Genomic DNA, 23,892 nt, shown 5'->3' on the forward strand with positions numbered 1-23,892 from the left:
GACCCATGTATTATCAAATTTGGAATTTCTTTCTTAAAGAAGATAAATACATTTATTGGAAAGAAAAAATAAAAGTTAACAAAAACTTTGACAAAGTGACATGGCAAAAGATTATTGATTTCTTGTCACTAGTAGAGCAAACTTTCCAGTTGAAAAGTCAACTAGCAGAAACTGATAGCCTTGAGCCGTTTCTCAAGTTAGCAAGAGAAAACGGTTACAATTTGACCGCAGAAGAACTTGCCTGGTTTCTAGTTACAAGAAGACAGATTTGGGATCTTTTTGATATTGCACAAAAAACGCCATCTCTCAAAGAAGAATTGCTAATAGCTAAAGATCCACAGCAGTTCATCGACATCGCTACCGAAAATGGCTATTATTTTTCTGTCGATGAGTTAGCTTGGCTGTTAACTGACATCAAATCATCGTCAGATTTAGTATCTATTAACAACAGCGTTGGAGAGATTCTCACGGTATCAAGCTACGGCAGAATTGAAACAGGATACTGGATTTGGCTAGCAGAACATTGGGGAATCGTGCCACCATTTTGTCATCGGGATAAACCCAGTACTTTCTTATGTCAAAATCTCAACAATCCTTTTTTACCCGATCGCTGTTTTTTACCCAAGAGTTACTTTAATCAACGCCTTATGGCAATTCATAATTAAAATAAGTCGTAATTAGGCAAAAAAAGAGAAGAAAGCAATACTTAACCAAACGGTATTGAGTTATGAAACTTAATTACGAATTATACAGTGAAGCATCCTAGACAGAAGATATATCTTCTATTTAGGATGCTTCACAATAAAAAATTGTTGTTGAGACAACAATTCTGGACAAAATGTGAAATTTAGATTAGAGCTATCAGCTAGCAGAAACGGTCAAACTACCGGGTTTCTGAAGATCGCCTTGCAAAACTACACCCCGCTGATTGGCATGGATATGACGTAAAATCTTGTAAATTGCCTCAACTTGGTCTGATGCGCCTGCCTTCTCGGCGAGTTCGTCAAGAGCAAGGGGAGTTTTTTCTTTTTGTAGCACTGCTACCACTCGTGTTTGTAAATCGAGAATGGAGGCGGCAGCTTTTTTGCCAGCTTCTACTCCTGGTTGATGGTAAGCGTTGATGTTTACCAAGCTAGCGTATAAACCAACAGCACGTTCATACAAAGCAATTAATGCCCCTACAGTTCGGGGATTAACTTGGGGAATCGTGACTGTAATTGAATCGCGGTGATTTTCATAAAGCGCTTGTCGGGTTCCTTGGAGAAAACCGGAAAGATAATCGCCTGTTGTAACTCCGGGATCTATTTCAGTGGATGGGCCTTGACGATCTTCCAACACTTCGATGAAGGTAGCAAAGAAATTCGCTACACCCTCGCGTAACTGCTGGACATAAGCGTGTTGATCTGTTGAGCCTTTGTTGCCATAAACGGCAATGCCTTGATAGACAACGTTGCCGTCTAAGTCTTTTTCCTTGCCCAAGGATTCCATCACTAGCTGTTGCAAATAGCGACTGAATAAAAATAAGCTGTCCTTGTAAGGTAAGACAACCATATCTTTTTCACCCTTTCCATTGCCTGCAAAGTACCAAGACAAAGCAAGCAAGGCTGCTGGGTTATTTTTCACATCTGGGACGCGGGTAGCGTCATCCATTTCTTTGGCACCATCTAGCATGGCGCGAACATCAATCCCCTGTAATGCCGCTGGTACTAGCCCCACAGCAGACATTTCTGAGGTGCGTCCTCCTACCCAGTCATACATCGGAAATCTGGCCAGCCAGCCTTCATCTTTGGCTAGCTTATCGAGGTTGCTATCAACGCTAGTAATTGCTACCGCATATTGGGCAAATTCCAAATTGTGTCCGGCGTAAGCTTTTTTAACTTCAATCATGCCGTTGCGGGGTTCTGGCGTTCCCCCAGATTTGGAAATTACCAATACCAAAGTGCTGGCGAGGCTATTTCGGAGATGATTGAGAACGCGATCGATACCTGCGGGATCGTTATTATCGATAAAGTGAATTTTCAGGGGCGGGAAATCAGGAGCGAGAGCTTCCGCGACGAATTGGGGGCCGAGAGCGGAACCACCAATGCCGATGGAGATAATATCCGTGAAGCGGCTTGCTCTGGGAGGATGAATAGCACCTGTTTGGACTTTTTCCGCAAAGGCTTCGATTTGTTCTAGAGTATGGACTATTTCTTGTGTAAGTTCTGGAGCTGGCGCTAAATCAGGATTTCGCAGCCAGTAGTGTCCAACCATGCGGTTTTCGTCAGGATTTGCGATCGCACCCTTCTCTAGTTGAGCCATATCCGCAAACGCCTTGTCAAACTTCGGCCGCAACGAATCCACGAAGGCATCATCGAACCGTATCCGACTCACGTCTAAGTACAGTCCCAATCCCTCGTGGAAATATAACCAGTTTTGGTATCGTTGCCAAAGTGCCCTAGCATCCATAGGGAAATCTCAAATAAAGTGTTTTTCAAAAACCAGTTTAATGTAAGGTTATAGCGATCCCTGCCTAGCCTTATACAGTTTACAGTTTTAAGTGTTCCCTTGACTCTTCACTTTAAACATCTGGCATAGGGATGACACGCAGAAATTTCACAATTTCACCCCGAATTTCTATACCAATCAGATAATTGTCTAGGGTGAAGCGGTGAAAAATGCCTTCACTATCAAGCTGTCGCAGTTCTTTTAAATCGGTCAGTTGCCACTTTTGGGCTAACTCAATAAAAACAAAATCATGCACCCGCTCGTAGGCGGCAGGTTCTAAATTCTTCAGGTCTAGCAAAAAAGACCTGGCATAGCGCATTTCCAGACTCACTGGGCGTTACCTTCACCAAAACTTGAGGGGCCACTGGCACTAGCTCAAAAGCGCTGCTGAATCAGAAAAACATCAACAGTCTTACCGCTTCTTCATGGGTTAAGATATCCCACGGTTGCTGCGATCGCTTGACTTTTTGTATGGCTTTAAGCATATAAAAGTCATAATGTAAACCTTCGAGAACGTTCCAAATGTCTTGCAAATCGTCATCGCCTAACTGCTCGATTAAGTGATGCATTCTAAGGCGCAGCAAATTCATACGTTAATTATTCCCTACCAGCAAACACCAACAATAAATAGTATTCCCATAAAATTAGCTACGCTCAAGCTACGCTAAAATTTATTCGCCAAGCGTTGAGGGCAGAGGGGCAGGGAGCAGGGGGCAGGGGAGCAGGGGAGGCAGGGGAGGCAGGGGAGGCTGGGGGCTGGGGAGCAGGGGAGGCAGGGGAGGCAGGGGAGGCAGGGGAGGCAGGGGAAGAAGAACTATTAATTATTGATCAATTCCCAATGCTCAATGCCCAATGCCCAATTCCCAATTCCCAATTTCCAATTTCCAATGCTCAATGCTCAATGCTCAATGCTCAATGCTCAATGCCCAATTCCCAATTCCCAATGCCCAATGCTCAATGCCCAATTCCCAATGCCCAATTCCCAAATTATTTAATATGGTTGACTATCTCATTTTCTTAGCAATTTCTACAGCACTTTTTGCTCTATTTGCACTAGGACTCAATTTACAGTGGGGCTTTACGGGGTTAATTAACTTTGGTCATATTGCTTTCATGACCTTGGGAGCATATACAACGGTATTGTTAAGCTTAAAGGGCGTACCCTTACTGATATCAGCACTGGCTGGGGCAATTGCCGCTGCCTTGTTGGGTTTGATAATTGGTTTTGTAACTCTCCGCTTACGGGAAGATTATCTAGGAATTGTCACCATTGGTACGGGCGAATTAATTCGTTTGGTGGTAAATAATCAGGAATTACCTGTGGGTGATACCTGGATTTCTGGGGCGTTTGGTGTGCAAAGTTATCCCATACCCCTATCCACAGAGCCAAGTTTGTTTGTCAGATTAGTAATGATTGGGCTTTTAACGCTGCTGGCTGCCGTAACTTTTTTTACGTTGTGGCAATGGATTCGTACCACTCAAATATCTCGGACTACTGATTTAGGTAAAAGGACAACTAGCAAGCAAGAATTTGCATCGCGCTTGGGTGTGGGAATTGTGTTAGCAGTTTTGGCGGCAGCGATTTATATTTCTGGGGTAATCGGACTGTATAATTACAACCCAAAAGCGGGTTTAATGCTGGTGTTGTTGCTGGTTTTAGCATTTGTATACTGGCGGTTAGAAATTTTGGTGCGATCGCCTTGGGGTAGAATTCTCAAAGCCATCCGTGAAGATGAAGAAATTCCCAAAGCACTGGGAAAAAATGTCTTTTGGTATAAATTACAATCTCTCATGTTAGGAGGTGCGATCGCAGGTATTGCGGGTGCTTTCTTCGCTTGGCAACTTAGCGCCATTTACCCTGATAATTTCCAACCGCAGATCACCTTTGACACTTGGATTATGGTGATTTTAGGCGGTTCTGGGAAAAATGTTGGCACAATCGTAGGCGCGATAATTTTCTTTGCTTACGATGCGCTAACGCGAGAAGTCTTACCCAGAATCGTTTCCCTTGATGAAGCACGTTTGGGCGCATTTCGCATCATGGTAATCGGACTAATTTTGATGGTACTGATGATTTGGCGTCCTCAAGGTATCTTAGGGAAAAAGGAGGAACTCACCCTTGGTAAATAACTATTCATCCCAGCTTCCCCTTTTGGTAGCCACTGGACTTTCTAAAAGCTTTGGTGGTGTCAAAGCAGTTAATGAGGCGAAAATCGAAGTTCCTAAAGGCAGCATTACGGGCTTGATTGGCCCCAATGGTGCTGGTAAAACTACTTTATTTAATTTACTCTCAAACTTCATCCGCCCCGATAAGGGACGAGTGATTTTTGACGGCGAACCGATTCACAATTTGCAACCATATCAAATCGCCCAGCAGGGGGTAATCCGCACCTTTCAGGTTGCACGGACTCTCTCGCGGTTGTCGGTGTTAGAAAATATGCTGCTGGCGGCGCAAAAACAAACGGGCGAAAATTTTTGGCAGGTGCAGTTGCAACCGCACGTTGTCGCTAAGGAAGAAAAGCAACTCGAAGAACGGGCAATGTTTTTATTAGAATCAGTGGGCTTGGCAAAAAAAGCACACGATTATGCTGGTGGTTTGTCTGGTGGACAACGCAAGCTGCTGGAAATGGGGCGGGCGCTGATGACTAACCCCAAGTTAATTTTGTTGGATGAACCGGCGGCTGGGGTGAATCCGAAACTGATTGATGATATTTGCGATCGCATTATCACTTGGAACCGCCGAGATGGCATGACCTTTTTGATTATTGAACACAATATGGATGTGGTTATGTCCTTGTGCGATCGTGTTTGGGTACTTGCGGAAGGGCAGAATTTGGCTGATGGTACACCCGCAGAAATTCAAACTAATCCCAAAGTTTTAGAAGCTTATTTGGGAAAATAGACTGCAACTGGCCTTCTGTTCCAAGGCTCTCCCACAGAGAGAGGCTTTTATTCTTGCTCTGATTCGCTGGTAGGGAACGGGTTGAGGCTTAGGTTTAAGAGAAAGTTGCACACGGTGTCAAATCTTCGGAAATTTGGCTCTTGTTAAAATCGAGTTGTATATCTCACTGGAAAAAGCTTTTTATGTCAATGATGACAGTCAGAGATTTAGAGCAAGTTCAAACCGCTTTTACCGAAGCAGGTTTAGATTACCAGCTGGAACTCGAAAATGGGAAAATTTCAATAATGCGCCCGTCAGATATTGTATCCAGCGAAATTAGTAGTCGTCTCATCGCCTTTCTCTTTGCTTGGATAAATCCTCGTCGCTGGGGAAGAGTATTTGATTCTGCCGGCGGTTTCATCATGCCAGATACAAACCTCAAAGCACCTGATGTTTCCTTTGTTCGGGCTTCCCGACTTCTCCAAAGTCCTCGTTACTTTGGAGAACTTGTTCCTGACTTGGTGGTAGAAATTAAATCTCAGAGTGATAAAATTAAACTTATAGTAGCCAAAATTCTGAAATTTATAGAACTAGGAGCGATCGTCGGCATTCTGATTGATCCTGATGAAGAGACAGTTACAATTTATCGCTCTACAGGCGAACCTATAGTTTTAGAAAATGGCGATATTTTAACGATACCAGAACTTTTTCCCGGTTGGAAATTGCCGATTACTGAATTGTGGCCTCCTATCTTTACGGAAGAAGAAACACAAATTTAGTGAAGGACTTAGGTAGCGACTGAACCCTATTATTACTATTACGAATTACTTTGGCGAATCCACAAACGTCATTATTAATTATTTTAATCTTCGTTATTTTCTGCAAAATTGACTTGCTCGTAAAGGTCACGCAATTCAATTTGAAAATTAACCGTTTCCAGTGATAAAGTTGCATATTCATGTTCAAGTTCAGTAAACAACCATTGACTTTCGGCAGTTTTTACATACTGCATCACATGATACTGATATTGGTCAATTAAAATATATTCCTTAAATTCTGGAATAGAGCGATAATAAAGAAACTTATCGCCTTGGTCATAATTTTTAGTCGATTTAGATAAAACTTCAGCAATTAACATCGGATTCATAACGGTTGTTGTGCTGGTTCCTGTATAAATAGGTTGTCCCTCAATCACCATCACATCGGGATACGTATGCTGCCGATAACGGGGTATCCACAAACGCACATCACCAATATAAACATCATAATTTTTACCTCTCAAACCAAACTTCAAATAAGCATAAAAGTTGCCTGCAATTTTATTATGATTTGTAGTGCCACCCGTCATTGGTACAATTTCTCCATCACGGTATTCGCTTTTATATTCCGCCTTTTCTTCAATTTCTAAATATTCTTCAGGTGTGTAATATAATTTTTGTGTTTCTAACTGCATAAAGATACGACCTATAATTGTGCTTTGTGAAAATTTTTGTTGATATTTTATCTCTGTGTTCTCTGCGTCTCTGTGGTTCGATTAAAAACCAATTTTCATAATTCAGATAAGATTGTTATAGATGATAAACTAATCCTCATTCATTTTTTCAGAAGAATTCCTTTGTAATAAGCGGTTCCAGATTTGCTTTTATGCAACTTAAATGCATTCATCTTTTATACCTATGTTGTACGCCAATAAACCCCATTTTCTCGCTGCATTAACTGGCAAGCAATTAACTCTCGTCGCAGAGTGGCACAGTCAGGATGGTAACGTTTGAGAATTTCATTTACCAGGCGTTCAGGGTAGTTGACTCCTACATCAAACTGGTTTGCTAACCACTTGAGAATTACTAGGCGTTTTTTGCGACTAGCAGGAATTTCTTTGAGGCGTTGAGTATCGTCTTCTATATAATTTTTCAACACTTTACTTTCCCAAGCCTCAGTATCCACATCCTCAATCAAGGATGCTATTTTCTCAGGTGTGAAAATTTCCTTGCTAATGCTTTGCAAAGCCTCACTATCCAACTGGTACAGACGGCTATTACCTTCGGGACGCATTGTCACCAAATTTAGCTCCTTAAGTTTCGCTAAATGATGGGATACCGTCGGTTCCTTGAGTTGCAGTAGCACCGCCAATTCTTCAACGCTGCACTCCTGATTCGCCAGGATACCTACAATCTTCAATCGGCTATCATCTGCTAATGCCTTAAAAAAGCGCAGTAAGATGTTAAATTGCTCTGGTTGCATAACTAACTTCTAATTAGACATTTATCTAATTAGAAGTATATCTAATTGAAAAGCTAAAATCCCCAACTTCTCACAGAAGCCGGGGATTTTGTTGTTTAATTTAACTAAACTGTTCCTCTGCATCGAGGTTGAACAGCATTTGCAGAGTTTGCATACAGCGCCGTCTAGCTTCCACATCTTGCTGCGATCGCAATTGCACCATCGGGTCATGTAAAATTTTATTGACAATTCCCCGCGTTAATGCTTCAATTACTTCTTGATGTTTTTCCGCAAATTCCGAACCCAATCTCGACAAAGCTTTTTCTAATTCTTGTTCGCGGATGGTTTCGACTTTATTTCGCAGACAGCTAATAGTGGTAACAGTTTCAAGAGAGCGCCACCAAATATCAAAGGCTTGCACTTCTTCCTCTAAAAGTCGCTCGGCTTCCTGTGCAATCTTCCGACGGCTTTCGTAGTTTTGCGCTACAACAGCCTTTAAATCATCCACATTAAACGCCTGCACATTTTCCAATTCATTTACATCCGCATGAACATTACGCGGCACAGAAATATCAAATAACATTAAAGAGCGCTGAACTTCTAAAACCATTTCCAATTTGGCACGGTCAAGTATTGGCTCTATTGCTGAAGTACTTGTAAACACTAGATCGCTATCGGCAATTACGCTCATCATTTCCGATATTGGATGAATTTTGATCGGTTGTTGAGGGAACAGCTTTGCTAATTCTTGGGCGCGATCGCGAGAGCGATTTACAATACTAATTTCCACAGCACCTTTAGAAAGTAGGTGTTGTACCAGCAGCCGCGACATTTTGCCTGCACCCAAAATTACCACTCGGCAAGCAGCTAAATTTGCCACTTTTATCTGCGCTAACTCTACAGCAGCCGAACTGATAGAGACAGCGCCAGTACCAATACTAGTTTCAGTACGAACCCGCTTACCAGCTGTCAGCGCTTGTTTAAATAATCGATTCAAAATGGTTTTTATGCCGTTATATTGCTGTCCCAGTTTGTGAGTAGTCTTCACCTGAGCCAGAATTTGACCTTCTCCGAGTACCAGACTATCTAAACCACCTGCTACCCGCATCACGTGCATCACTGCATCATCATGTAGCAGCATAAACAAATGCTGTCGCAGAGAAAGCACGGGTAATTTACTGTATTCTGCAAGAAACTGCGTTATTTCCCGGATACCTTGGTCTGCTTCACTGGTAACAATATAAATTTCTAGACGGTTACAAGTACTAAGAATTGCAACTTCGTCAATATGGGGATAGCTGGCCAGTTGAGCGATCGCATTTTCAATTTGTGGTTCTGGAATGCTCAGTTTTTCCCGGACTTCTACTGGGGCTGTTTTATGGCTTAACCCCACCACTGCTATATTCATTTGCTAAATCGTAGTTACTAGTTGGTAGTTGGCAATCGGGCATTAAGTGAGAATAGGGAATGGGGAAGATTTATTGGTTGGTAGTTTTTCCAACCAATAATTAATCACTAACTACTAACTACTAACTACTGTAAGGGGAAAGCATTTTGGTGACTATTTTTCCGTTTTATAGAAAGATTTATTTCCAAAGCTTCACCCTTACTTTGACCATTCCCCATTCCCTAAAAATTAGTTCAGTTGGAGAGTCTTGGGTTCACCAAACATGTGAATTGTATCAACAAATCGAGCCGTTTTCGATTGGTTAGAAATTACCAAGCTTTGAGTTCTGGCTCCGCCGTTGAAGAAACGTACACCTTCCATCAGATTACCACTGGTAATGCCGCTAGCAGCGAACAGAACAGTTTTACCAGATGCTAGTTCATGAGCATCATAGACCTTATCAGGGTCATTGATATTCATAGACTTTAAGCGATCGATATTGGCTTCTCTGCTTTCTCCAATCAGACCTGTTTTGACTATTGCTGGATCGTAGATCAGTTGACCTTGAAAGTGTCCACCCAAAGCACGCATTGCTGCTGCCGAGATTACACCTTCAGGAGCCGCACCGATACCCATCAGCCCGTGGATATTAGTTCCAGCAAAACCACAGCTGATAGCTGCACCCACATCACCATCTGAAATTAAGGCGACTCTCGCTCCAGCCTCACGGATTTCTTTAATTAAATCGTTGTGGCGTTCGCGCTTCATGACCACAATCACGAGTTCTTCAATCGAGCGCTCTAGACACTCAGCGAGAATCTTGAGGTTTTCTGTTGCTGACTTGTTGATGTCTACCTTGCCCTTAGCTGCGGGAGGTGCTGCTAACTTCTTCATGTAAAAGTCAGGAGCAGCAAATAATCCACCCTTTTCAGAAATTGCCAAGACAGCCATCGAACCAGGTTGTCCATAAGCTACCAAGTTCGTACCTTCACAGGGGTCAACGGCGATGTCAATTTCAATTAGTTCATCAGGGTTACAGAGAGCTTCGGCATTTGGTTGAGTACAAATACCAACTTCTTCCCCGATGTATAACATCGGCGCGTCGTCGCGTTCACCTTCCCCAATCACAATGCGACCGCGCATATAGATTTTATTCATCCGCTCCCGCATAGCTTCTACAGCTACCTGGTCAGCGGTATTTTTTTCGCCTTTACCCATCCACTTTGCGGATGCGATCGCGGCTTGCTCTACTACTTCAATAATCTCTAACCCAAGTGTATTTTCCACAGAGTCTGCCCTCTCAACTGCTTGAATTTCCGCCGCTTTATCTGGCTATTTCAGTCTTCAAGTCTACCAAAGGGCGGATACACGTGGAAGAAAGTTAAGTTTTACTGCTAACTCGTTAGAAAAGTGCCAGTTAACACATCCTGATTTTTTACTCATAATTACTCCAGTATAATAGGTGGTATTTTTGCAGCACCAACTCTTTATTGGAAATCCAACCGAACTTGACGGCTAATTGGCGTAGCAGTGCTGGTAGTAGCCGCTCTAATTTGGGGATTTACTGGATATTTATCTTACTGGAATCATTTAGAGAGTTTCTAAAAGTGGGTTCCAGCGCCGATGGGGTAAGCAATGATCTAGGCTAGAGACATAGTGAAAACCTTGCTTAAGATCAATATGCTGGACTTTCTTAATCCCCTTTTAAATCGCCATCCAGAACGAGTCAAAGCCAACGTCGAACTTTACACCTGGCAAACTTGTCCTTACTGCATTCGTGCCAAAATACTGCTGTGGTGGAAAGGTGTAAATTTTACTGAATATAAAATCGACGGCGACGAAGCAGCCAGAGCTAAAATGGCAGAACGCGCTAACGGCCGCCGTTCCGTACCACAAATTTTTATCAATAACCAGCACATTGGCGGCTGCGATGACCTGTATCAGCTAGACACACAAAGTCAACTCGATCCCCTTTTAGCCCAAGCCGCTATTTAGAAATCAAATTAGCCCCCAACAATTTCTTTGGTGATGCGATGTTGGGCAATTTTGGATTTTAAATTGCTCGGTGAGCAAGTTCGTAGTAAGGACTTTATTCCTTAATTTTTTAAGCACTAAAGTGCTTACTACAAACTTTTCATTACTAGCTTGACAAAGTGCCAGTAAACTGTACTGCAAGTTCGCCCACCTTTAGGGCAAGGAGTATCGAATTGATAAGAATATGCTAACTAAGTATACAGAATATCTTATACATCAACAATGGATGAGTTATGCCTTAGAATTAGCAAAAACAGCAGGTGAGGCAGGTGAAATCCCTGTAGGTGCTGTTATCATTGATTCGACAGGCAAATTGCTGGCACAAGGAGAAAACAGAAAAGAGCGCGACAAAGATCCTACCGCTCACGCGGAAATTCTCGCTATTAAGACAGCGGCAACAACTTTACAAAATTGGCATCTTAATGAATGCACCCTCTATGTAACTCTCGAACCTTGCGCGATGTGTGCAGGTGCGATCGTCCAATCACGACTAAAACTACTTGTATATGGAGTAGACGATACAAAAACTGGCGCAATTCGTACAGTTATTAACATACCCGATAGCGCTGCTTCTAATCACCGCTTACAGGTAATTGGAGGCATACTAGAGTCAGCTTGTCGTCAGCAATTACAGGCTTGGTTTGCTACTAAGCGGCGTCGGGTAAAATAACGGACAGAGGTAAAACTGTCCATCTAGTACGACACAAGTCACACAAGAGAATCTACGGTGTAACTAATCAGGCATTTCATTAAATTTTACCCGTCAATCAGCTGCATCCGTCATGATGGAATTTTACTCTTCATCCGATACCTGCCAGCAAACCCCAGTAAATCCTCAGGTAGATAGCACTACCTCAAGGGTTTCTCCTTGGTTAAGTCCTCTGGCATATTTATTAGGGCGTCACTGCCTATTACCATTATTCTTTGGACAAATTAGAATAACCGGACAAAAAAATATCCCTAGAACTGGGCCTGTGATCCTTGCACCTACTCATCGGGCGCGTTGGGATGCCTTGCTTGTACCTTACGCTACCTCTGATTGTCGCAGAGAACAAGACCTGCGGTTTATGGTGACTATTGACGAATGCCAAGGTTTGCAAGGCTGGTTTGTCCAACGTTTGGGGGGGTTTCCTGTAAATTCTAAGCATCCATCAATCCGCACCCTGCGACATGGAGTAGAGCTACTTCAGCAGCACAAAACCTTGGTGATTTTTCCAGAAGGTAACATTTTTCGTGATGGCCAAGTTCACCAGTTGAAGCCGGGAATTGCCCGTCTTGCTTTGAGTGCCGAATCTAGTCATTCCGGGCTGGGAGTGAAAATTATACCCATAGGCATTAATTACAGCCAATCTTATCCCAATTGGGGTACAGATGTGAGTATTGACATTGGCTCTCCAATCAAAGTCGCGGATTACATGAATGGCTCTATAAAACAAGATGCCAAAAGCATTACAACTGATTTAGCAAAGGCACTGCAACAGTTAAGCCATCAAGAAACAAAAATTACTAACCACGCATTTGCAGAAATTACTAATTCTTGAAATAGTCAAACCTCATAATTATTGACCGTGCATAATTTAGAAACTGCACCTTTTCAATATTTGACACTAATTGCTAACTGCTATATTCATCCTGAGTAAGTTACAAAAGATTAGTGGTGTTTTGCAACCTTTGAGTATGTATATATATAGATTACCCTCTATTAATGATATATTCAGCCAAATTGGCATTTTTTTGAGCCAATAGCTACTTAATTGTTTGAAAACTACTGAATTACTTGATGATAAAAATTTTGATTATTTGGTCATATAGTTAAATAAAAGTTGGAAAGCGCCGACTGAAGACATTGCCATTCTGAACTAGTTTGGTGCAATGCCTACGGCGGGCTACGCCTACGCAAATACTTCAAGCAGTGAAGAAGGGAAAATTATCCTGCCAAATATTCCAGTTAAGCTCAGATAATTATTGGGGAAAAAAATCGGGAGTCAGACAGATGGTAATGCACTCCACCGTAGGTATCGCTCATTACAGCGACATAAGTTAGTTGGTATACAGGGGTAATGGGAACTCTATTAAACTGATTTTTAGTCTAAATCAGAGATACTTAGGATGTAACTTTGCTTTGTCCAAGACCAAAACAGAGTTAAGATACCCGAAGTTTCCGTAACTCTTTTATATAGTTGTCGCACTAATTGATCCCATGAACACTGCTGCCGCTGTTACCTTGATGCACCGTACTGTTTTATCAGTTATAGCAGTCCTCAGCCTGCTATCACCTGTGAATGCTCAGGTATCACAGTCACCAGGCACTACCAGCCAACCACAACTGATTGACCCCAACGATCCAAATAATCTGCGCCCCATAACCGAAAGTAACAGCCTTTTGAGCATTGCAGGTGGCGATCGCTTAGTAAAAGATGCAGAACAAGCTGTTTCTGCTCAAAACTACCCCTTAGCAGCCAAAAAACTGCAAGAAGCACGTCAAGTTTATAATCAGCTATCTAATTTTTATCAAGAGTTAAATTCTAGCTTTTCGGGAATTGACAACAGAGTTTCTGATTCTCAGCGTCAAAAAGCTCTATTAACAGCCCAAAAGCGAGATGAAGCTACTTTTCAGCTAGCATTGGTACATCGGGCACAAAATCAACCAGAATTAGCTGTACCATTGTTGATTCAAATAATTAAGAGTCAAAACCCAACGCGGGATTTAGGCAAGAAAGCCTATAAACAGTTGTTTGAGTTGGGTTTTGTTGATTCTCCCTATCCCAGAGAAGGTAGTAATTCATCCTCCTCATCCCCAAAAAAATAAATTAAATTTTTGTTACCTCTTTTTACCTACATTTTCCTTTCTCAGTTGCTTGGGAACGCCCCAGTGCTAGGATAGAGCTATCCGCCGTAACCTTGACCCAGCGTTCTCAAGCAATACACCCCAGAGGTGCCTTTGTCTACAGCCTTGCCAAAGCCTGAAGTTGGCACAGGCATTTGCTCTATATCTGTTAATAATAGAAAAGTAAGTTTTTTCAGGAATTGCGATGATTAGTCCGCAACAGGTTGAGGAAATGATCAAGGCGGAACTGCCAGACGCACAGGTTCAGGTGCAAGACTTGACTGGGGGCGGCGACCACTATCAGGTGACAGTAGTTTCATCGCACTTTGCAGGTAAAGGACTAGTGCAACAGCACCAGTTAGTTTATGGTGCGTTGGGTCAAGCTATGTCAACTGAAGCGATTCATGCCTTGGCGGTGAAAACATACACTCCCGAAGCTTGGCAAGCAACAGCAGCTTCGTAAATAAGAGTTAGAAGTTAGGAGTTATGAATCTAGACTCCTCACTCCTCACTCCTCACTGTTGAATCCAACATAGGAAACATAAATACCATGACACCAGAACTCAAAGACAAAATTGATAGCTTGGTACAAGAAAACAAGATTTTAGTTTTCATGAAGGGAAACAAGTTAATGCCCCAATGTGGTTTCTCCAACAATGTTGTGCAGATTCTCAATACCTTAGGAGTTCCCTTTGAGACGGTTGACGTTCTATCAGACCCTGAAATTCGTCAAGGTATTAAAGAATACTCTAGCTGGCCCACAATTCCCCAAGTGTATCTCAATGGTGAATTCCTTGGTGGTTCTGACATCTTAATTGAACTGTACCAAAAAGGTGAATTGCAGCAAAAGGTAGAAGTAGCATTAGCTTCTTAATTTTTCTTTACGCAAACTAAAGGCTATACTGCTGAATTTGCGCTTCGCAATCAAGGCAATCTGCCGTTTTTAATATCCTTGAAAGGAGAGACACTATATTCCTCCCCTTTCAAGGGTTTTTTAATCGGTTTTTGACAAAAATACTCTTTGTTAGACTTGATTTCATAGCTAGCCAACAATCCCCTCAGTCGTATTGGCAAAACCAATATAGGACTGAGGGGATGCGTTTAATCAATACAATATCATCTCCAAAATTTCACACCACGGCAACCCGTTGACTAATACAAATAATATGCTATAATTACTTGCGGTAATTAACGGTTACTATCAATGACCAGGTAAATGGTACTTAGTAGTAATCGGGTTGTGGCTGTGGTTGCGGGACTGCAAAGTTCGATCCATCGTATAAGTAGCGGCTGGCTTCCTCTTCTAGGCGATGAATCAGAAAAGGTTCAATGACGTTGCTATGTCGCAGTGCGGCTAGATATCCATCCAAATACATCCGCATATCATCCGTGCGATAACCGCGATTCCATAGCTCGACGAAGGCGTCGGTAAGTCTTTGGTAATAGCGGATGGTTTGTGTGTCTTGGAGCATAACTGCTGTATTAATCTCTTTGGAATGAGAATTGTAAATGATTCACGCTCAAAAGTGAAGTGTAATTTCACTTTGGCATTAACTCAAAGTCAACACATCTACTTTGGGTAGTACCCTCATAGCAGCTACAAGCTTCTTTAATCCTATTCCAGAAAACACCAATTCTAGTTAGCTGCTAAGTTATTTTTTTTGATTTTTACAATCAACAGCCCAATTGTATTAATGTTATATTCCTGGATAGAAGCATTAAAATTTCTAATTTCTGCGAAAAAATCGACTTTCACCATCAGGTTGAAAAGCTGTTGTAGTAGTGGTTAACTGATTGGGTTATAGATATTTGCTACATAACACCCATTTAAAAGCAAAATGTTAAGCTAAAAGAACTTTTCATAAGTCTAACAACACTTTCAAAAAATTTAATAAAAATTTAATAATATTTATAATCGCCTATCGGCAAGGCATAAAGGCATAAGTTAAAGATATTGACACCCATTTTATTAGGAAATGTAAAGTTAATCGCAATTGAAGTAACAAAGGCTACAAAACCTTAGAGATGGGCTTGTTACTTTGAAAGTCATCGACGCTAAGGGGTCTTGCCACCGTGGGTTCGGTTTGTATAGAAATCATTGAGGGGAATCCCCATCTGAGGTCGTTGTTGGGTTGGCACTTGCAACAACTGGAATACCGCGTGCATCAAGCTGCCAGTATTTATCAAGCAAGGGAAGTATTTTTAAGCCATCAACCAACACTGGTAGTTTTAGATGCAGACCTGCCTGATGGTGATGGCATTGAGTTTTGTCGTTGGTTGCATCGTCAGCAGCAGCCTCTAATTTTAATGCTATCTGCCCGTAATAGTGAAGCTGATATAGTCGCAGGTTTAAAGGCGGGTGCAGATGATTACCTGAGCAAACCTTTTGGAATGCAAGAGTTTTTGGCACGGGTAGAAGCACTGATTCGCCGGAAGCGCACACCTACGGCACCAGCTTATTTGGATTATGGCACTTTGCAAATCGATTTAGTTCAGCGTCGTGTCCGCTTCCAAGGGGAGTTCATTGACTTAACGCCCCAGGAATTCAGTTTGCTGTACGTTTTAGCACAAGCTGGAGGAGTACCTCTAAGTAGATCGGAATTGTTGCGTCGTGCTTGGCCTGACGCTATTGATAACCCTCGTACCATTGATACTCACGTTTTATCGCTACGGAAAAAGGTTGAACTCGATCCTCGGCAACCCAATTTGATTCAAACTATCCGCAATGTTGGATACCGTTTTAACATGGAAATTTTGAATACTAATATTTCACAGTCACAAACAACAAAGTTAGCTAGAGAGAGATTTAGTAATCAACGTTCAACACTTAGTAGTAGTCAAGTTTGATGGGGCATTGGGGAGTAAGATAACGACTTCTGACTTCTGTCTTTTTATCAAGCCAATTTAAAATCCAAAATCATCTTGAGCTTCTGCTTGAATTAAGCTTTTTTGTAATTCAACCCAGTCTATCTCTGAGACTCTTTGATTTGCGAATAAACGACCTTGTTGTAGGTGTAATAACCGAGTGCAAAACATCTGGGCTAGTTCCAGTTGGTGATTGACCATCAGAATCGTGCTTTGATGAGTTTGACTCAACTGGATTAAGACTTGCATTAGATGAGAAGCTGTACCAGTATCTAGGGCAGAGGTTGGCTCGTCTAATAATAATATTTTAGGCTGGATGACTAAGGCACGAGCGATCGCTACTAGTTGTCGTTGTCCGGCAGAAAGTTGCACCTCTGTTCGCTCTAACCATTCATTGGGAATGTGCAGTTGGTCTGTCCAATGATTAACTCGTTGCTGAATTGTCTGTTTGGGCAAACCACGCAAAACTAAAGGATAAGCCAAGGCTTCCCCAACTGTCATCCCCAACAGCTTTGACTCTTGCAATACAAGTACAAGCATCTGCCGTAGCTGGATGACGGGTATTTGGCGATATTCTTGATTTTCTAGATAGAGTCTACCACTCGTGGGTTCAATTAGGCGGTTGATGAGGTGTAATAACGAAGTTTTCCCAGTGCCTACTGGGCCGACAATGGCAATGCGTTCGCTCTGGAATACCTCTAAGGAAATATCCTGCAATATGGGGTATCCCTGCTGATTGCCGGGAAGTTGGGTTTTCAGCTTTGTAAACAGATTAACTTGCTCTAGCCTGACTGTGGCTTTTGCTGTATTCAAGGGGAGTAGGGAGTAGGGAGTGGGGAGAAATAACCAATGCCCCATGCCTAATTTTAAGTTAATTGTGCAGTAGTTAAAGCTGTAGCGATCGCCCAGCCATCGACTAATAGTAGCAGCAGAGTAAATCCCAGTAAAATCAGGTACATCCACGGCTGTGCTAAAGGGCGAACATCTGTAGTATCAATGCCCGTCTTTACTTGGACAATTTGCACTAAACGGGCAAATCCAGCTACACGCATCGGTAGTAAATAAGCTTTCCCATCCTGGCTGAGGAAGTAATAAACTAGCCCTCCTTGCCCAGTACTGCGGGGTTTTAACTCTTTCACCTCTGACCAAGGTAAAGACCAGCCTTTACGAAAAAAGCGAGGCACCCAGGCGGGGTAAGTAACCTGAATTCCTTGGTCATCTACCGTTACTTGTTCAGTTAATACCGCGTACAAGGCAACTAAACCGATGCCAATCCCTATCCACAATAATTCTGGAGGTACGGGTGCAGCTGTTACCTGCGATAAGAAGGGTAATGGGACTGTGAGTGCTATGTATAGACTCAGCAACGTTATCCGAATCAAAGGAGACAGATGAAAAACAGAAGCTGAGATATTGGCTGAGTTTGCTGTCACGGCTCAATTACAATGCTTTTCTTCATTGTAGGGTAGGTCTATCTCCCTGGTAGTTGGTGTATGGTAGTTCACGGTAAATACTTTTGCACTACAATCCAACCAGTAAGGGACACCCAGGCAAATCCTATAAACAAAATAATATTGACGCTGATGTGTAAGGGTCTGGCCCAAGGTCGTCTGTTACTAATTTGGGTCGCACTGAAAGCAGACAGTAGAACTAATCCAACCACTATCAACCCAGCGATTAGGTGTGACGAGTGACCTAAAGAGCCAAAGTGCCCTAAAGTGCCAACAATGCCGATCGCTAGCAACAGTAGCACTAAATTTACCATGCTGATGCCCATTGTATAGTGGAGCGATCGCACCCCTTTATTACCACCTATAAACGGGGTAATAAAAGGGAATTGCTGCGAAGTTCTCGCCCGAAACATCCAAACGCCAGTAACTGCTAACATCAGATATGCCAGCAGGGACAATCCCATTGACCAGGCGGCTATTTTCCACAACCAAAGAAATGAAGGCAGATTCATAAGAATGATTGTAGATGAGATAGGGGAGCAGAGGAGAACAGGGGGAGATGAGGGAGGGAGACAATGAGAATAACCAATGCCCAATAAATAATAGACTTCTTGCCCTCATCCCCCAACCCCTTCTCCCAATATTGGGGGATGAGGGCAAGTTTTGCATTCCTGCAAGAGGTCTAATAAACAAAAAGGGCTGCTGAATTAGCAACCCTGAAATTTATAGGACTTACGCACAAGTTACGGAATAACGAACCGCAGAGGCACAGAGAAGCCAGTGCGTTGGGCGGGTTCCCCGACTTGTAGCAACTGGCGCGGCACGGAGAAATCAGAGTTTGAGAGATATTTTGCGTAAGTCCTAATTTAGTAAAATTGTTTTTTTTAATCAACCGATGCTAAATCAATGATTTGTAAAGGTTTTGTAGTAAGCTGTCGCGCTTATAAATTGCGCTTTTTCGGGTTTAGAACCCTTGTTGCAACAAGAATACTCTGAAAAATTAAAGACGCAACAGCTTATCTCCGTTTTTTGTATTAAGTTGCTGCACGATTGCTTGGGTATTAATAGGGTCTTTTCCATCTGATGAGTCTGTATCAAACTCATAAGTACTGGGTTCTTCAAGCATCAGGCGATCGCACGGAATCTTATCGGATAAAATTGCACTTGCCATCATCCCTGTATGAATCTCCACTTGACCTTTTCGCGGAGCTTCAAAAACTAAACGTTGTCCAGGGAAAACAACCCTTTCAAAATACCAGTTGGGAATGTTGGAGATGCGAGCTACCTGTATTTTGCTCGTGGCATTAATGTAGCAGCAGAGAATTTTTCCTGATTGCTCAGGTGGTAGAGGATCTAATATTTGAGCCATAACTGCTGAGGAGCTTTACGCCACAATTTTACATTACACTAGCCAAGCCTAGCACCCACTGATCCCCAGTTGCTGTAACTGCGAATACCAACTGAGTAGTTGTAGATTATTTTTGTCTAAAGATATATTTTTAGTTATGAAAATTTTGTAAATATTCACACCTTTTTCGCAATTATACACTATAAATAAATAAAAATTTTTGATATTTTTTTCTGGGATGAAAGTTTCAATTCTCTTAAAACAGATTGTTGGAGAATTGACATAACAACGATCCCCTTGCTTTTTGCATAGCGGGGAAGTGAGTTTTGCTGTTTCATCTATCCCAGGATTAATCGACGGGGATCATCGCTTAATGAATAAACTCGATGTTATGGTAAAGCTATATGAAAAAATGTCTTCATAAAGCTCTCTATAGATTCTATGTATGTTTTATGCATAGAAATTTTAGCGTTTTCCGCAGTTGCTAACGGCAGTTTCGGACATACCAATAATCGGCTGAAATGTCAAGCACGATTCGACCGATAAAACCAAATAAAACAAGCAGACACTTTAAGACTGGATGTTTCTCTCGCTTTCTCCACAGATTGGCAAGATGGAAGTTAAAACACAAATGATGGAAAATCGAATTCTTTACGTTCGCCTTCCTTGTAACCCCATCTTTCCCATTGGGGTTGTCTACCTGAGCGATCATGTCCACAAGCAATTTCCTAATATTGAACAGCGCATCTTTGATTTGGGAACAGTGCCACCTTTAGATTACAGTTCGGCTCTGGATCGCTGTATTGATGAATTTAAACCGACACTACTAGTATTTTCTTGGCGGGATATTCAAATTTATGCCCCAGTTGGTGGACGTGGTGGCAACCCCCTGCAAAACGCCTTTGAATTTTACTACGCCAAAAATCTTCTATTGAAACTACGCGGCGGATTGGGCGGTTTGCGAATCTTCATCGCTTACTATGTAGAATTGTGGCGAAACCAGAGCTTAATCAAACACGGTTTAAAACGCGCTCAAAAATATAATTCTGATGCCCGTGTAGTTGTAGGTGGTGGTGCAGTTAGCGTATTTTACGAACAGTTAGGTAAAAGCTTACCCCAAGGGACAATTATTTCTGTAGGTGAAGGCGAAACCCTGCTGGAAAAACTTTTAAGTGGCAGAGATTTCCGAGATGAACGCTGTTACGTTGCCGGAGAAACTCAACCACGGAAACGGCTAATTCACGAACAACCTACCCCAATAGAAAAAACAGCTTGTAACTACGACTACATCGAAAGCATCTGGCCGGAATTTAACTATTACCTCCAAGAGCAAGACTTTTATATAGGTGTACAAACTAAGCGTGGTTGCCCTCACAACTGTTGTTATTGTGTCTACACCGTCGTCGAAGGCAAACAAGTACGCATCAACCCAGCAGATGAAGTAGTTGCGGAGATGCGCCAATTATACGATCGCGGCATTCGCAACTTCTGGTTTACCGATGCCCAATTCATCCCCGCGAAAAAATTTATCGCCGATGCCATAGAACTATTGCAAAAAATCGTCGATTCTGGTATGACAGATATCCACTGGGCAGCATATATCAGAGCTGACAATTTGACACCCCAGTTGTGTGACTTGATGGCGAAAACCGGGATGAACTATTTTGAAATCGGCATTACCAGTGGTTCTCAAGAACTCGTGCGGAAAATGCGGATGGGGTATAACCTGCGAACCGTCTTGCAAAACTGCCGTGATTTAAAAGCTGCTGGTTTCAACGACTTAGTTTCCGTCAACTACTCTTTTAACGTGATTGACGAACGTCCTGAAACCATCCGCCAAACCATTGCTTACCACCGCGAACTAGAACGGATTTTTGGTGCTGATAAAGTCGAACCTGCCATCTTCTTTATTGGACTACAACCCCATACGCATTTAGAAGAGTACGCTTTCAAAGAAGGCATCCTCAAACCAGGGTACAATCCAATGAGTTTGATGCCGTGGACAGCCAAAAAACTTCTCTGGAATCCCGAACCCCTTGGTTCATTTTTCGGCGAAGTCTGCTTGCAAGCTTGGCAACAAAACCCCAACGACTTCGGACGCGAAGTTATGAAAATCTTAGAAGAAAAGCTGGGTTGTGCTGACTTAGAAGCAGCACTGACAGCACCATTGGAAACGAAAGAAAAACAGTTAGCAGGTGTATCCTAGTAAACACAAATTCTAATTTTCCTCCTCTGTGTCGCGCCAGTTGCTTCTCCTGTCGGAGACGCTGCGCGAACAAGTCGGGAAACCCGCCCAACGCACTGGCTTCTCTGTGCCTCTGCGGTTATTTTTACCAAATCCCATGTTAGAAGGTTCAATCCTACAACAGCTAGAAACAGCTCATCGCCACACCACCAGGCCAATTCGATTCGGTGTTTACTACAAAAATACCTTAGTTGCCCTGTGCCATGCTCTCGAAGACCATATCTTAACCGATGACGGTACACCCTTAGTCATCACAGCCTTCCAACAGGGTAAATGGTATCTACAAGAAGCTGAACGATATGCAGACATCGCCCAGCGCAGCCGCCAAATTGCCATCATGGCTGCCTCTGAATCCGGCTTTGCTGAACATCCTACCAGTCAGTTACCCAATGTAGATTTAGTAAGATTAGATCCAAGCGATCCAGTAGCGCAAGAGTGGCATTTAATTATTTTATCGCCAAAACACACAGCAATGGTAATTTGTCAAGAATTATCAGAGGCTGATTATGGCAGCGCTGGAGTACCGACATTAGACTTAGAGCGCAAATTCTATGGTTTGTGGACATTTGAGCCAGAGTTAGTGCAAGAGACAGCAGAAATAGCGATCGCTCACATCAGTAAATACAACCCAGAATTGGCGGAAAAACTCACAGCCGATAAAGAACAAATTGTACCTTCAATGGACAGATCCCAAAATTTAGGTGCAGTTGTCTCGCGTGTAGTAGATTACCTCCAGACTGGGCAAGAGAATTTATCCATCCCCACAGCGCTTCAGAAACAAACCCTAGATCGCAACTTGGTTTCTAACGAAATCCAAGCTTTTTTGCGAATGGCGCAACTGATGGATATGGCAGATGTCAACAATCCAATGGCAGCGGCAGAAGTAGTAGTACTTGCTGAAGCGATCGCCCAGCTTTTGGATCTTCCCGCATGGCAGATTAAAAGATTGCGGCTGGCGGCTTTGTTACATCGCATAGATCCATTACAGAAGGCAGAAAGCGTTCTCACAAGCGGTATATCCACACGCTACCAAGAAGATGCCCCCAGTTCCCCCTTAACTTGCCCCTTAGTACCAGGGGCGCAAGTATTGCGAACTATGCCACGACTGCGAGCAGTTGCCCAAATTATTACTCATCAAACCGAGTGGTGGAATGGCACAGGGGAACCAGCAGGTTTAGCTGGAGATGAAATTCCCTTAGAGTCGAGAATTTTGGCATTATTGGCAGACTTTCAATGGCGACTCAATCAGCGAAAATCGTCAAATCAAAGCCGGGAACAGATATTTACTCAAGCTTTAGATGAGTGCAGACAGCAACAATCTACCCACTTTGACCCTAAACTTGTAGATACCCTAACTTTATTAGTAATGGGTTTACAACAGGGACTAGACTTACCCTTGATGACACCCAAATTCAGCGCCGGCATCTGGATACTTGATTCCCAATGGGATAGCCACAGCAAGATAAGTGAGGAGATTGGTAGTTACTTTACATGAATATTGAAGCCATTAAATTAGGAAAACTCAAACAACTTCCAGGGGCAAATTTAGAAGACGAGGAACTCTCCCGACTGGATTTAAGCCGGATTAATCTTGCTGGTGCTACCCTTGTCGGCACTAATTTCGCGGCTTCCAAACTCGAAGGTGGGCATTTGGAGGGAGCAAATTTGATGGGGGCGAACCTCCAAGAAACTGACTTGCGGGCGAACTTAATGGGAGCAAACCTGATGCAAGCAGATTTAACCGGGGCTGACTTGCGGGGTAGTAATTTGCGTGGCGCTAACTTGATGGGAGCAAGACTTAGTGATGTGTCATTAGTAGGTGCTTTCTTGAGTGGTGCCAATTTGATGAACGTTAACTTGCAAGGTGTTGATTTGCGGGGTGCTGACTTGCGGGGTGCAAACCTAACTGGGGCAAATCTCAAAGGTGCAGATTTGAGTCGTGCTGATTTGCAAGGGGCTTTGTTGAGTGAAGCAAACTTAGAAGAAGCTGATTTGCGGGGGGCGAATTTGGCGGGGGCGAATTTGACGGGAGCGAATTTACTCTGTGCAGAGTTAGAAGGTGCAAATTTGAGTGGCGTTAATTTGAATAAAGCGTGTTTGGTGGGGACAGTGGTTGAGGCGCTTACGTAAAGATTGCATCAAAAAAC

General features: G+C 42.7%; 26 protein-coding genes. 14 read left to right on the forward strand and 12 right to left on the reverse strand.

Features of this window, described 5'->3' with window-relative positions; translation table 11 throughout:
• Positions 1-5: 5 nt before the first annotated feature.
• Complete coding sequence (locus V7K41_RS04325; RefSeq protein WP_334845887.1) at positions 6-665, forward strand: Nif11-like leader peptide family natural product precursor; 660 nt, start codon at positions 6-8, stop codon at positions 663-665.
• Between the two features lie 196 nt (positions 666-861).
• On the opposite strand, the gene V7K41_RS04330 is transcribed toward V7K41_RS04325, so the two are convergent.
• The 3 genes from V7K41_RS04330 to V7K41_RS04340 form a co-directional block, all read right to left on the reverse strand.
• The gene (locus tag V7K41_RS04330) at positions 862-2,448 is read right to left on the reverse strand and encodes a glucose-6-phosphate isomerase (RefSeq protein WP_334845888.1); all 1,587 of its coding nucleotides are present in this window, start codon (positions 2,446-2,448) and stop codon (positions 862-864) included.
• 112 nt (positions 2,449-2,560) lie between these two features.
• Positions 2,561-2,818, reverse strand: coding sequence for a cytotoxic translational repressor of toxin-antitoxin stability system (locus tag V7K41_RS04335; RefSeq protein ID WP_099102182.1), 258 nt, complete (start codon positions 2,816-2,818; stop codon positions 2,561-2,563).
• 61 nt (positions 2,819-2,879) lie between these two features.
• Positions 2,880-3,077, reverse strand: coding sequence for a hypothetical protein (locus tag V7K41_RS04340; RefSeq protein ID WP_334845889.1), 198 nt, complete (start codon positions 3,075-3,077; stop codon positions 2,880-2,882).
• A gap of 406 nt (positions 3,078-3,483) precedes the next feature.
• Here V7K41_RS04340 and V7K41_RS04345 point away from each other — a divergent pair, with 406 nt between their 5' ends.
• From V7K41_RS04345 to V7K41_RS04355, 3 genes are all read left to right on the forward strand, one after another.
• Entirely contained in the window at positions 3,484-4,617 is a 1,134-nt protein-coding gene (locus tag V7K41_RS04345) for a branched-chain amino acid ABC transporter permease (RefSeq protein ID WP_334845975.1), read from the forward strand.
• The gene (locus tag V7K41_RS04350) at positions 4,607-5,389 is read left to right on the forward strand and encodes an ABC transporter ATP-binding protein (protein ID WP_334845890.1); all 783 of its coding nucleotides are present in this window, start codon (positions 4,607-4,609) and stop codon (positions 5,387-5,389) included. The genes V7K41_RS04345 and V7K41_RS04350 overlap by 11 nt, the downstream gene beginning before the upstream one ends.
• 182 nt (positions 5,390-5,571) lie before the next feature.
• Positions 5,572-6,147, forward strand: coding sequence for a Uma2 family endonuclease (locus tag V7K41_RS04355; RefSeq protein WP_334845891.1), 576 nt, complete (start codon positions 5,572-5,574; stop codon positions 6,145-6,147).
• A gap of 83 nt (positions 6,148-6,230) precedes the next feature.
• Here the strand turns inward: V7K41_RS04355 and V7K41_RS04360 are convergent, their stop codons facing one another.
• From V7K41_RS04360 to glpX, 4 genes are all read right to left on the reverse strand, one after another.
• The gene (locus tag V7K41_RS04360; protein ID WP_334845892.1) at positions 6,231-6,821 is read right to left on the reverse strand and encodes a Uma2 family endonuclease; all 591 of its coding nucleotides are present in this window, start codon (positions 6,819-6,821) and stop codon (positions 6,231-6,233) included.
• A gap of 221 nt (positions 6,822-7,042) precedes the next feature.
• A complete protein-coding gene (locus V7K41_RS04365; protein WP_334845893.1) occupies positions 7,043-7,609 on the reverse strand; it encodes a DUF2087 domain-containing protein in 567 nt (188 codons plus the stop codon).
• 100 nt (positions 7,610-7,709) lie between these two features.
• Positions 7,710-8,996, reverse strand: a complete 1,287-nt coding sequence (locus V7K41_RS04370) for a glutamyl-tRNA reductase (protein WP_334845894.1) — start codon at positions 8,994-8,996, stop codon at positions 7,710-7,712.
• A 228-nt stretch (positions 8,997-9,224) separates the two neighbouring features.
• Positions 9,225-10,262, reverse strand: coding sequence for a class II fructose-bisphosphatase (gene glpX / locus V7K41_RS04375; protein ID WP_334845895.1), 1,038 nt, complete (start codon positions 10,260-10,262; stop codon positions 9,225-9,227).
• Between the two features lie 393 nt (positions 10,263-10,655).
• Between glpX and grxC the strand changes: the two genes are divergently transcribed.
• The 6 genes from grxC (at position 10,656) to grxD (ending at position 14,710) form a co-directional block, all read left to right on the forward strand.
• Positions 10,656-10,970 (forward strand): glutaredoxin 3, encoded by a 315-nt coding sequence (gene grxC / locus V7K41_RS04380; RefSeq protein ID WP_196523084.1) that lies wholly within the window; start codon positions 10,656-10,658, stop codon positions 10,968-10,970.
• Positions 10,971-11,193: 223 nt separating this feature from the next.
• Positions 11,194-11,679 (forward strand): tRNA adenosine(34) deaminase TadA, encoded by a 486-nt coding sequence (gene tadA / locus V7K41_RS04385; protein WP_334845896.1) that lies wholly within the window; start codon positions 11,194-11,196, stop codon positions 11,677-11,679.
• A 112-nt stretch (positions 11,680-11,791) separates the two neighbouring features.
• Positions 11,792-12,550, forward strand: coding sequence for a lysophospholipid acyltransferase family protein (locus V7K41_RS04390; protein WP_334845897.1), 759 nt, complete (start codon positions 11,792-11,794; stop codon positions 12,548-12,550).
• 659 nt (positions 12,551-13,209) lie between these two features.
• The gene (locus tag V7K41_RS04395; RefSeq protein WP_334845898.1) at positions 13,210-13,818 is read left to right on the forward strand and encodes a hypothetical protein; all 609 of its coding nucleotides are present in this window, start codon (positions 13,210-13,212) and stop codon (positions 13,816-13,818) included.
• Positions 13,819-14,041: 223 nt separating this feature from the next.
• On the forward strand, positions 14,042-14,299 hold the full coding sequence (locus V7K41_RS04400) for a BolA family protein (protein WP_292859473.1): 258 nt from the start codon (positions 14,042-14,044) through the stop codon (positions 14,297-14,299).
• A gap of 87 nt (positions 14,300-14,386) precedes the next feature.
• Positions 14,387-14,710: a Grx4 family monothiol glutaredoxin gene (gene grxD, locus V7K41_RS04405; RefSeq protein WP_292859475.1), complete on the forward strand. Its 324-nt coding sequence runs from the start codon at positions 14,387-14,389 to the stop codon at positions 14,708-14,710.
• Positions 14,711-15,059: 349 nt separating this feature from the next.
• Here the strand turns inward: grxD and V7K41_RS04410 are convergent, their stop codons facing one another.
• Positions 15,060-15,308: a DUF6761 family protein gene (locus V7K41_RS04410; protein WP_104907495.1), complete on the reverse strand. Its 249-nt coding sequence runs from the start codon at positions 15,306-15,308 to the stop codon at positions 15,060-15,062.
• A gap of 601 nt (positions 15,309-15,909) precedes the next feature.
• Here V7K41_RS04410 and V7K41_RS04415 point away from each other — a divergent pair.
• On the forward strand, positions 15,910-16,683 hold the full coding sequence (locus tag V7K41_RS04415; protein WP_069070133.1) for a response regulator transcription factor: 774 nt from the start codon (positions 15,910-15,912) through the stop codon (positions 16,681-16,683).
• A 57-nt stretch (positions 16,684-16,740) separates the two neighbouring features.
• Here the strand turns inward: V7K41_RS04415 and V7K41_RS04420 are convergent, their stop codons facing one another.
• The 4 genes from V7K41_RS04420 to V7K41_RS04435 all read right to left on the reverse strand — a co-directional run bounded on the left by V7K41_RS04420 (position 16,741) and on the right by V7K41_RS04435 (position 19,521).
• A complete protein-coding gene (locus tag V7K41_RS04420) occupies positions 16,741-17,559 on the reverse strand; it encodes an ABC transporter ATP-binding protein (protein ID WP_334845977.1) in 819 nt (272 codons plus the stop codon).
• Between the two features lie 8 nt (positions 17,560-17,567).
• Entirely contained in the window at positions 17,568-18,134 is a 567-nt protein-coding gene (locus V7K41_RS04425; RefSeq protein WP_334845899.1) for a hypothetical protein, read from the reverse strand.
• Between the two features lie 68 nt (positions 18,135-18,202).
• On the reverse strand, positions 18,203-18,664 hold the full coding sequence (locus tag V7K41_RS04430; RefSeq protein ID WP_334845900.1) for a DUF4079 domain-containing protein: 462 nt from the start codon (positions 18,662-18,664) through the stop codon (positions 18,203-18,205).
• Positions 18,665-19,152: 488 nt separating this feature from the next.
• Positions 19,153-19,521: a DUF1830 domain-containing protein gene (locus tag V7K41_RS04435; protein WP_334845901.1), complete on the reverse strand. Its 369-nt coding sequence runs from the start codon at positions 19,519-19,521 to the stop codon at positions 19,153-19,155.
• A gap of 592 nt (positions 19,522-20,113) precedes the next feature.
• On the opposite strand from V7K41_RS04435, the gene V7K41_RS04440 reads away from it, so the two are divergent.
• From V7K41_RS04440 to V7K41_RS04450, 3 genes are all read left to right on the forward strand, one after another.
• Complete coding sequence (locus V7K41_RS04440) at positions 20,114-21,706, forward strand: photosystem II high light acclimation radical SAM protein (protein ID WP_334845902.1); 1,593 nt, start codon at positions 20,114-20,116, stop codon at positions 21,704-21,706.
• A 136-nt stretch (positions 21,707-21,842) separates the two neighbouring features.
• Positions 21,843-23,240, forward strand: a complete 1,398-nt coding sequence (locus tag V7K41_RS04445; protein WP_334845980.1) for a DICT sensory domain-containing protein — start codon at positions 21,843-21,845, stop codon at positions 23,238-23,240.
• A complete protein-coding gene (locus tag V7K41_RS04450; protein WP_334845903.1) occupies positions 23,237-23,875 on the forward strand; it encodes a pentapeptide repeat-containing protein in 639 nt (212 codons plus the stop codon). The genes V7K41_RS04445 and V7K41_RS04450 overlap by 4 nt, the downstream gene beginning before the upstream one ends.
• Positions 23,876-23,892 lie beyond the last annotated feature (17 nt).

The sequence above is a fragment of the Nostoc sp. genome (assembly GCF_036917415.1).
In the GTDB taxonomy this organism is placed as follows: domain Bacteria; phylum Cyanobacteriota; class Cyanobacteriia; order Cyanobacteriales; family Nostocaceae; genus Nostoc.

Bases quoted from the DNA above. Each gene is read 5' to 3' on its own strand.
- V7K41_RS04445 (WP_334845980.1), top strand. From the start codon at position 21,843: ATGTTAGAAGGTTCAATCCTACAACAGCTAGAAACAGCTCATCGCCAC.
- V7K41_RS04330 (WP_334845888.1), bottom strand. From the start codon at position 2,448: ATGGATGCTAGGGCACTTTGGCAACGATACCAAAACTGGTTATATTTC.
- V7K41_RS04345 (WP_334845975.1), top strand. From the start codon at position 3,484: ATGGTTGACTATCTCATTTTCTTAGCAATTTCTACAGCACTTTTTGCT.
- V7K41_RS04435 (WP_334845901.1), bottom strand. From the start codon at position 19,521: ATGGCTCAAATATTAGATCCTCTACCACCTGAGCAATCAGGAAAAATT.
- V7K41_RS04365 (WP_334845893.1), bottom strand. From the start codon at position 7,609: ATGCAACCAGAGCAATTTAACATCTTACTGCGCTTTTTTAAGGCATTA.
- grxD (WP_292859475.1), top strand. From the start codon at position 14,387: ATGACACCAGAACTCAAAGACAAAATTGATAGCTTGGTACAAGAAAAC.
- V7K41_RS04440 (WP_334845902.1), top strand. From the start codon at position 20,114: ATGGAAGTTAAAACACAAATGATGGAAAATCGAATTCTTTACGTTCGC.
- V7K41_RS04340 (WP_334845889.1), bottom strand. From the start codon at position 3,077: ATGAATTTGCTGCGCCTTAGAATGCATCACTTAATCGAGCAGTTAGGC.
- grxC (WP_196523084.1), top strand. From the start codon at position 10,656: ATGCTGGACTTTCTTAATCCCCTTTTAAATCGCCATCCAGAACGAGTC.
- V7K41_RS04400 (WP_292859473.1), top strand. From the start codon at position 14,042: ATGATTAGTCCGCAACAGGTTGAGGAAATGATCAAGGCGGAACTGCCA.
- V7K41_RS04395 (WP_334845898.1), top strand. From the start codon at position 13,210: ATGAACACTGCTGCCGCTGTTACCTTGATGCACCGTACTGTTTTATCA.
- V7K41_RS04450 (WP_334845903.1), top strand. From the start codon at position 23,237: ATGAATATTGAAGCCATTAAATTAGGAAAACTCAAACAACTTCCAGGG.
- V7K41_RS04410 (WP_104907495.1), bottom strand. From the start codon at position 15,308: ATGCTCCAAGACACACAAACCATCCGCTATTACCAAAGACTTACCGAC.
- V7K41_RS04430 (WP_334845900.1), bottom strand. From the start codon at position 18,664: ATGAATCTGCCTTCATTTCTTTGGTTGTGGAAAATAGCCGCCTGGTCA.
- V7K41_RS04370 (WP_334845894.1), bottom strand. From the start codon at position 8,996: ATGAATATAGCAGTGGTGGGGTTAAGCCATAAAACAGCCCCAGTAGAA.
- tadA (WP_334845896.1), top strand. From the start codon at position 11,194: ATGCTAACTAAGTATACAGAATATCTTATACATCAACAATGGATGAGT.
- V7K41_RS04360 (WP_334845892.1), bottom strand. From the start codon at position 6,821: ATGCAGTTAGAAACACAAAAATTATATTACACACCTGAAGAATATTTA.
- V7K41_RS04420 (WP_334845977.1), bottom strand. From the start codon at position 17,559: ATGGGGCATTGGTTATTTCTCCCCACTCCCTACTCCCTACTCCCCTTG.
- V7K41_RS04390 (WP_334845897.1), top strand. From the start codon at position 11,792: ATGATGGAATTTTACTCTTCATCCGATACCTGCCAGCAAACCCCAGTA.
- V7K41_RS04355 (WP_334845891.1), top strand. From the start codon at position 5,572: ATGTCAATGATGACAGTCAGAGATTTAGAGCAAGTTCAAACCGCTTTT.
- V7K41_RS04325 (WP_334845887.1), top strand. From the start codon at position 6: ATGTATTATCAAATTTGGAATTTCTTTCTTAAAGAAGATAAATACATT.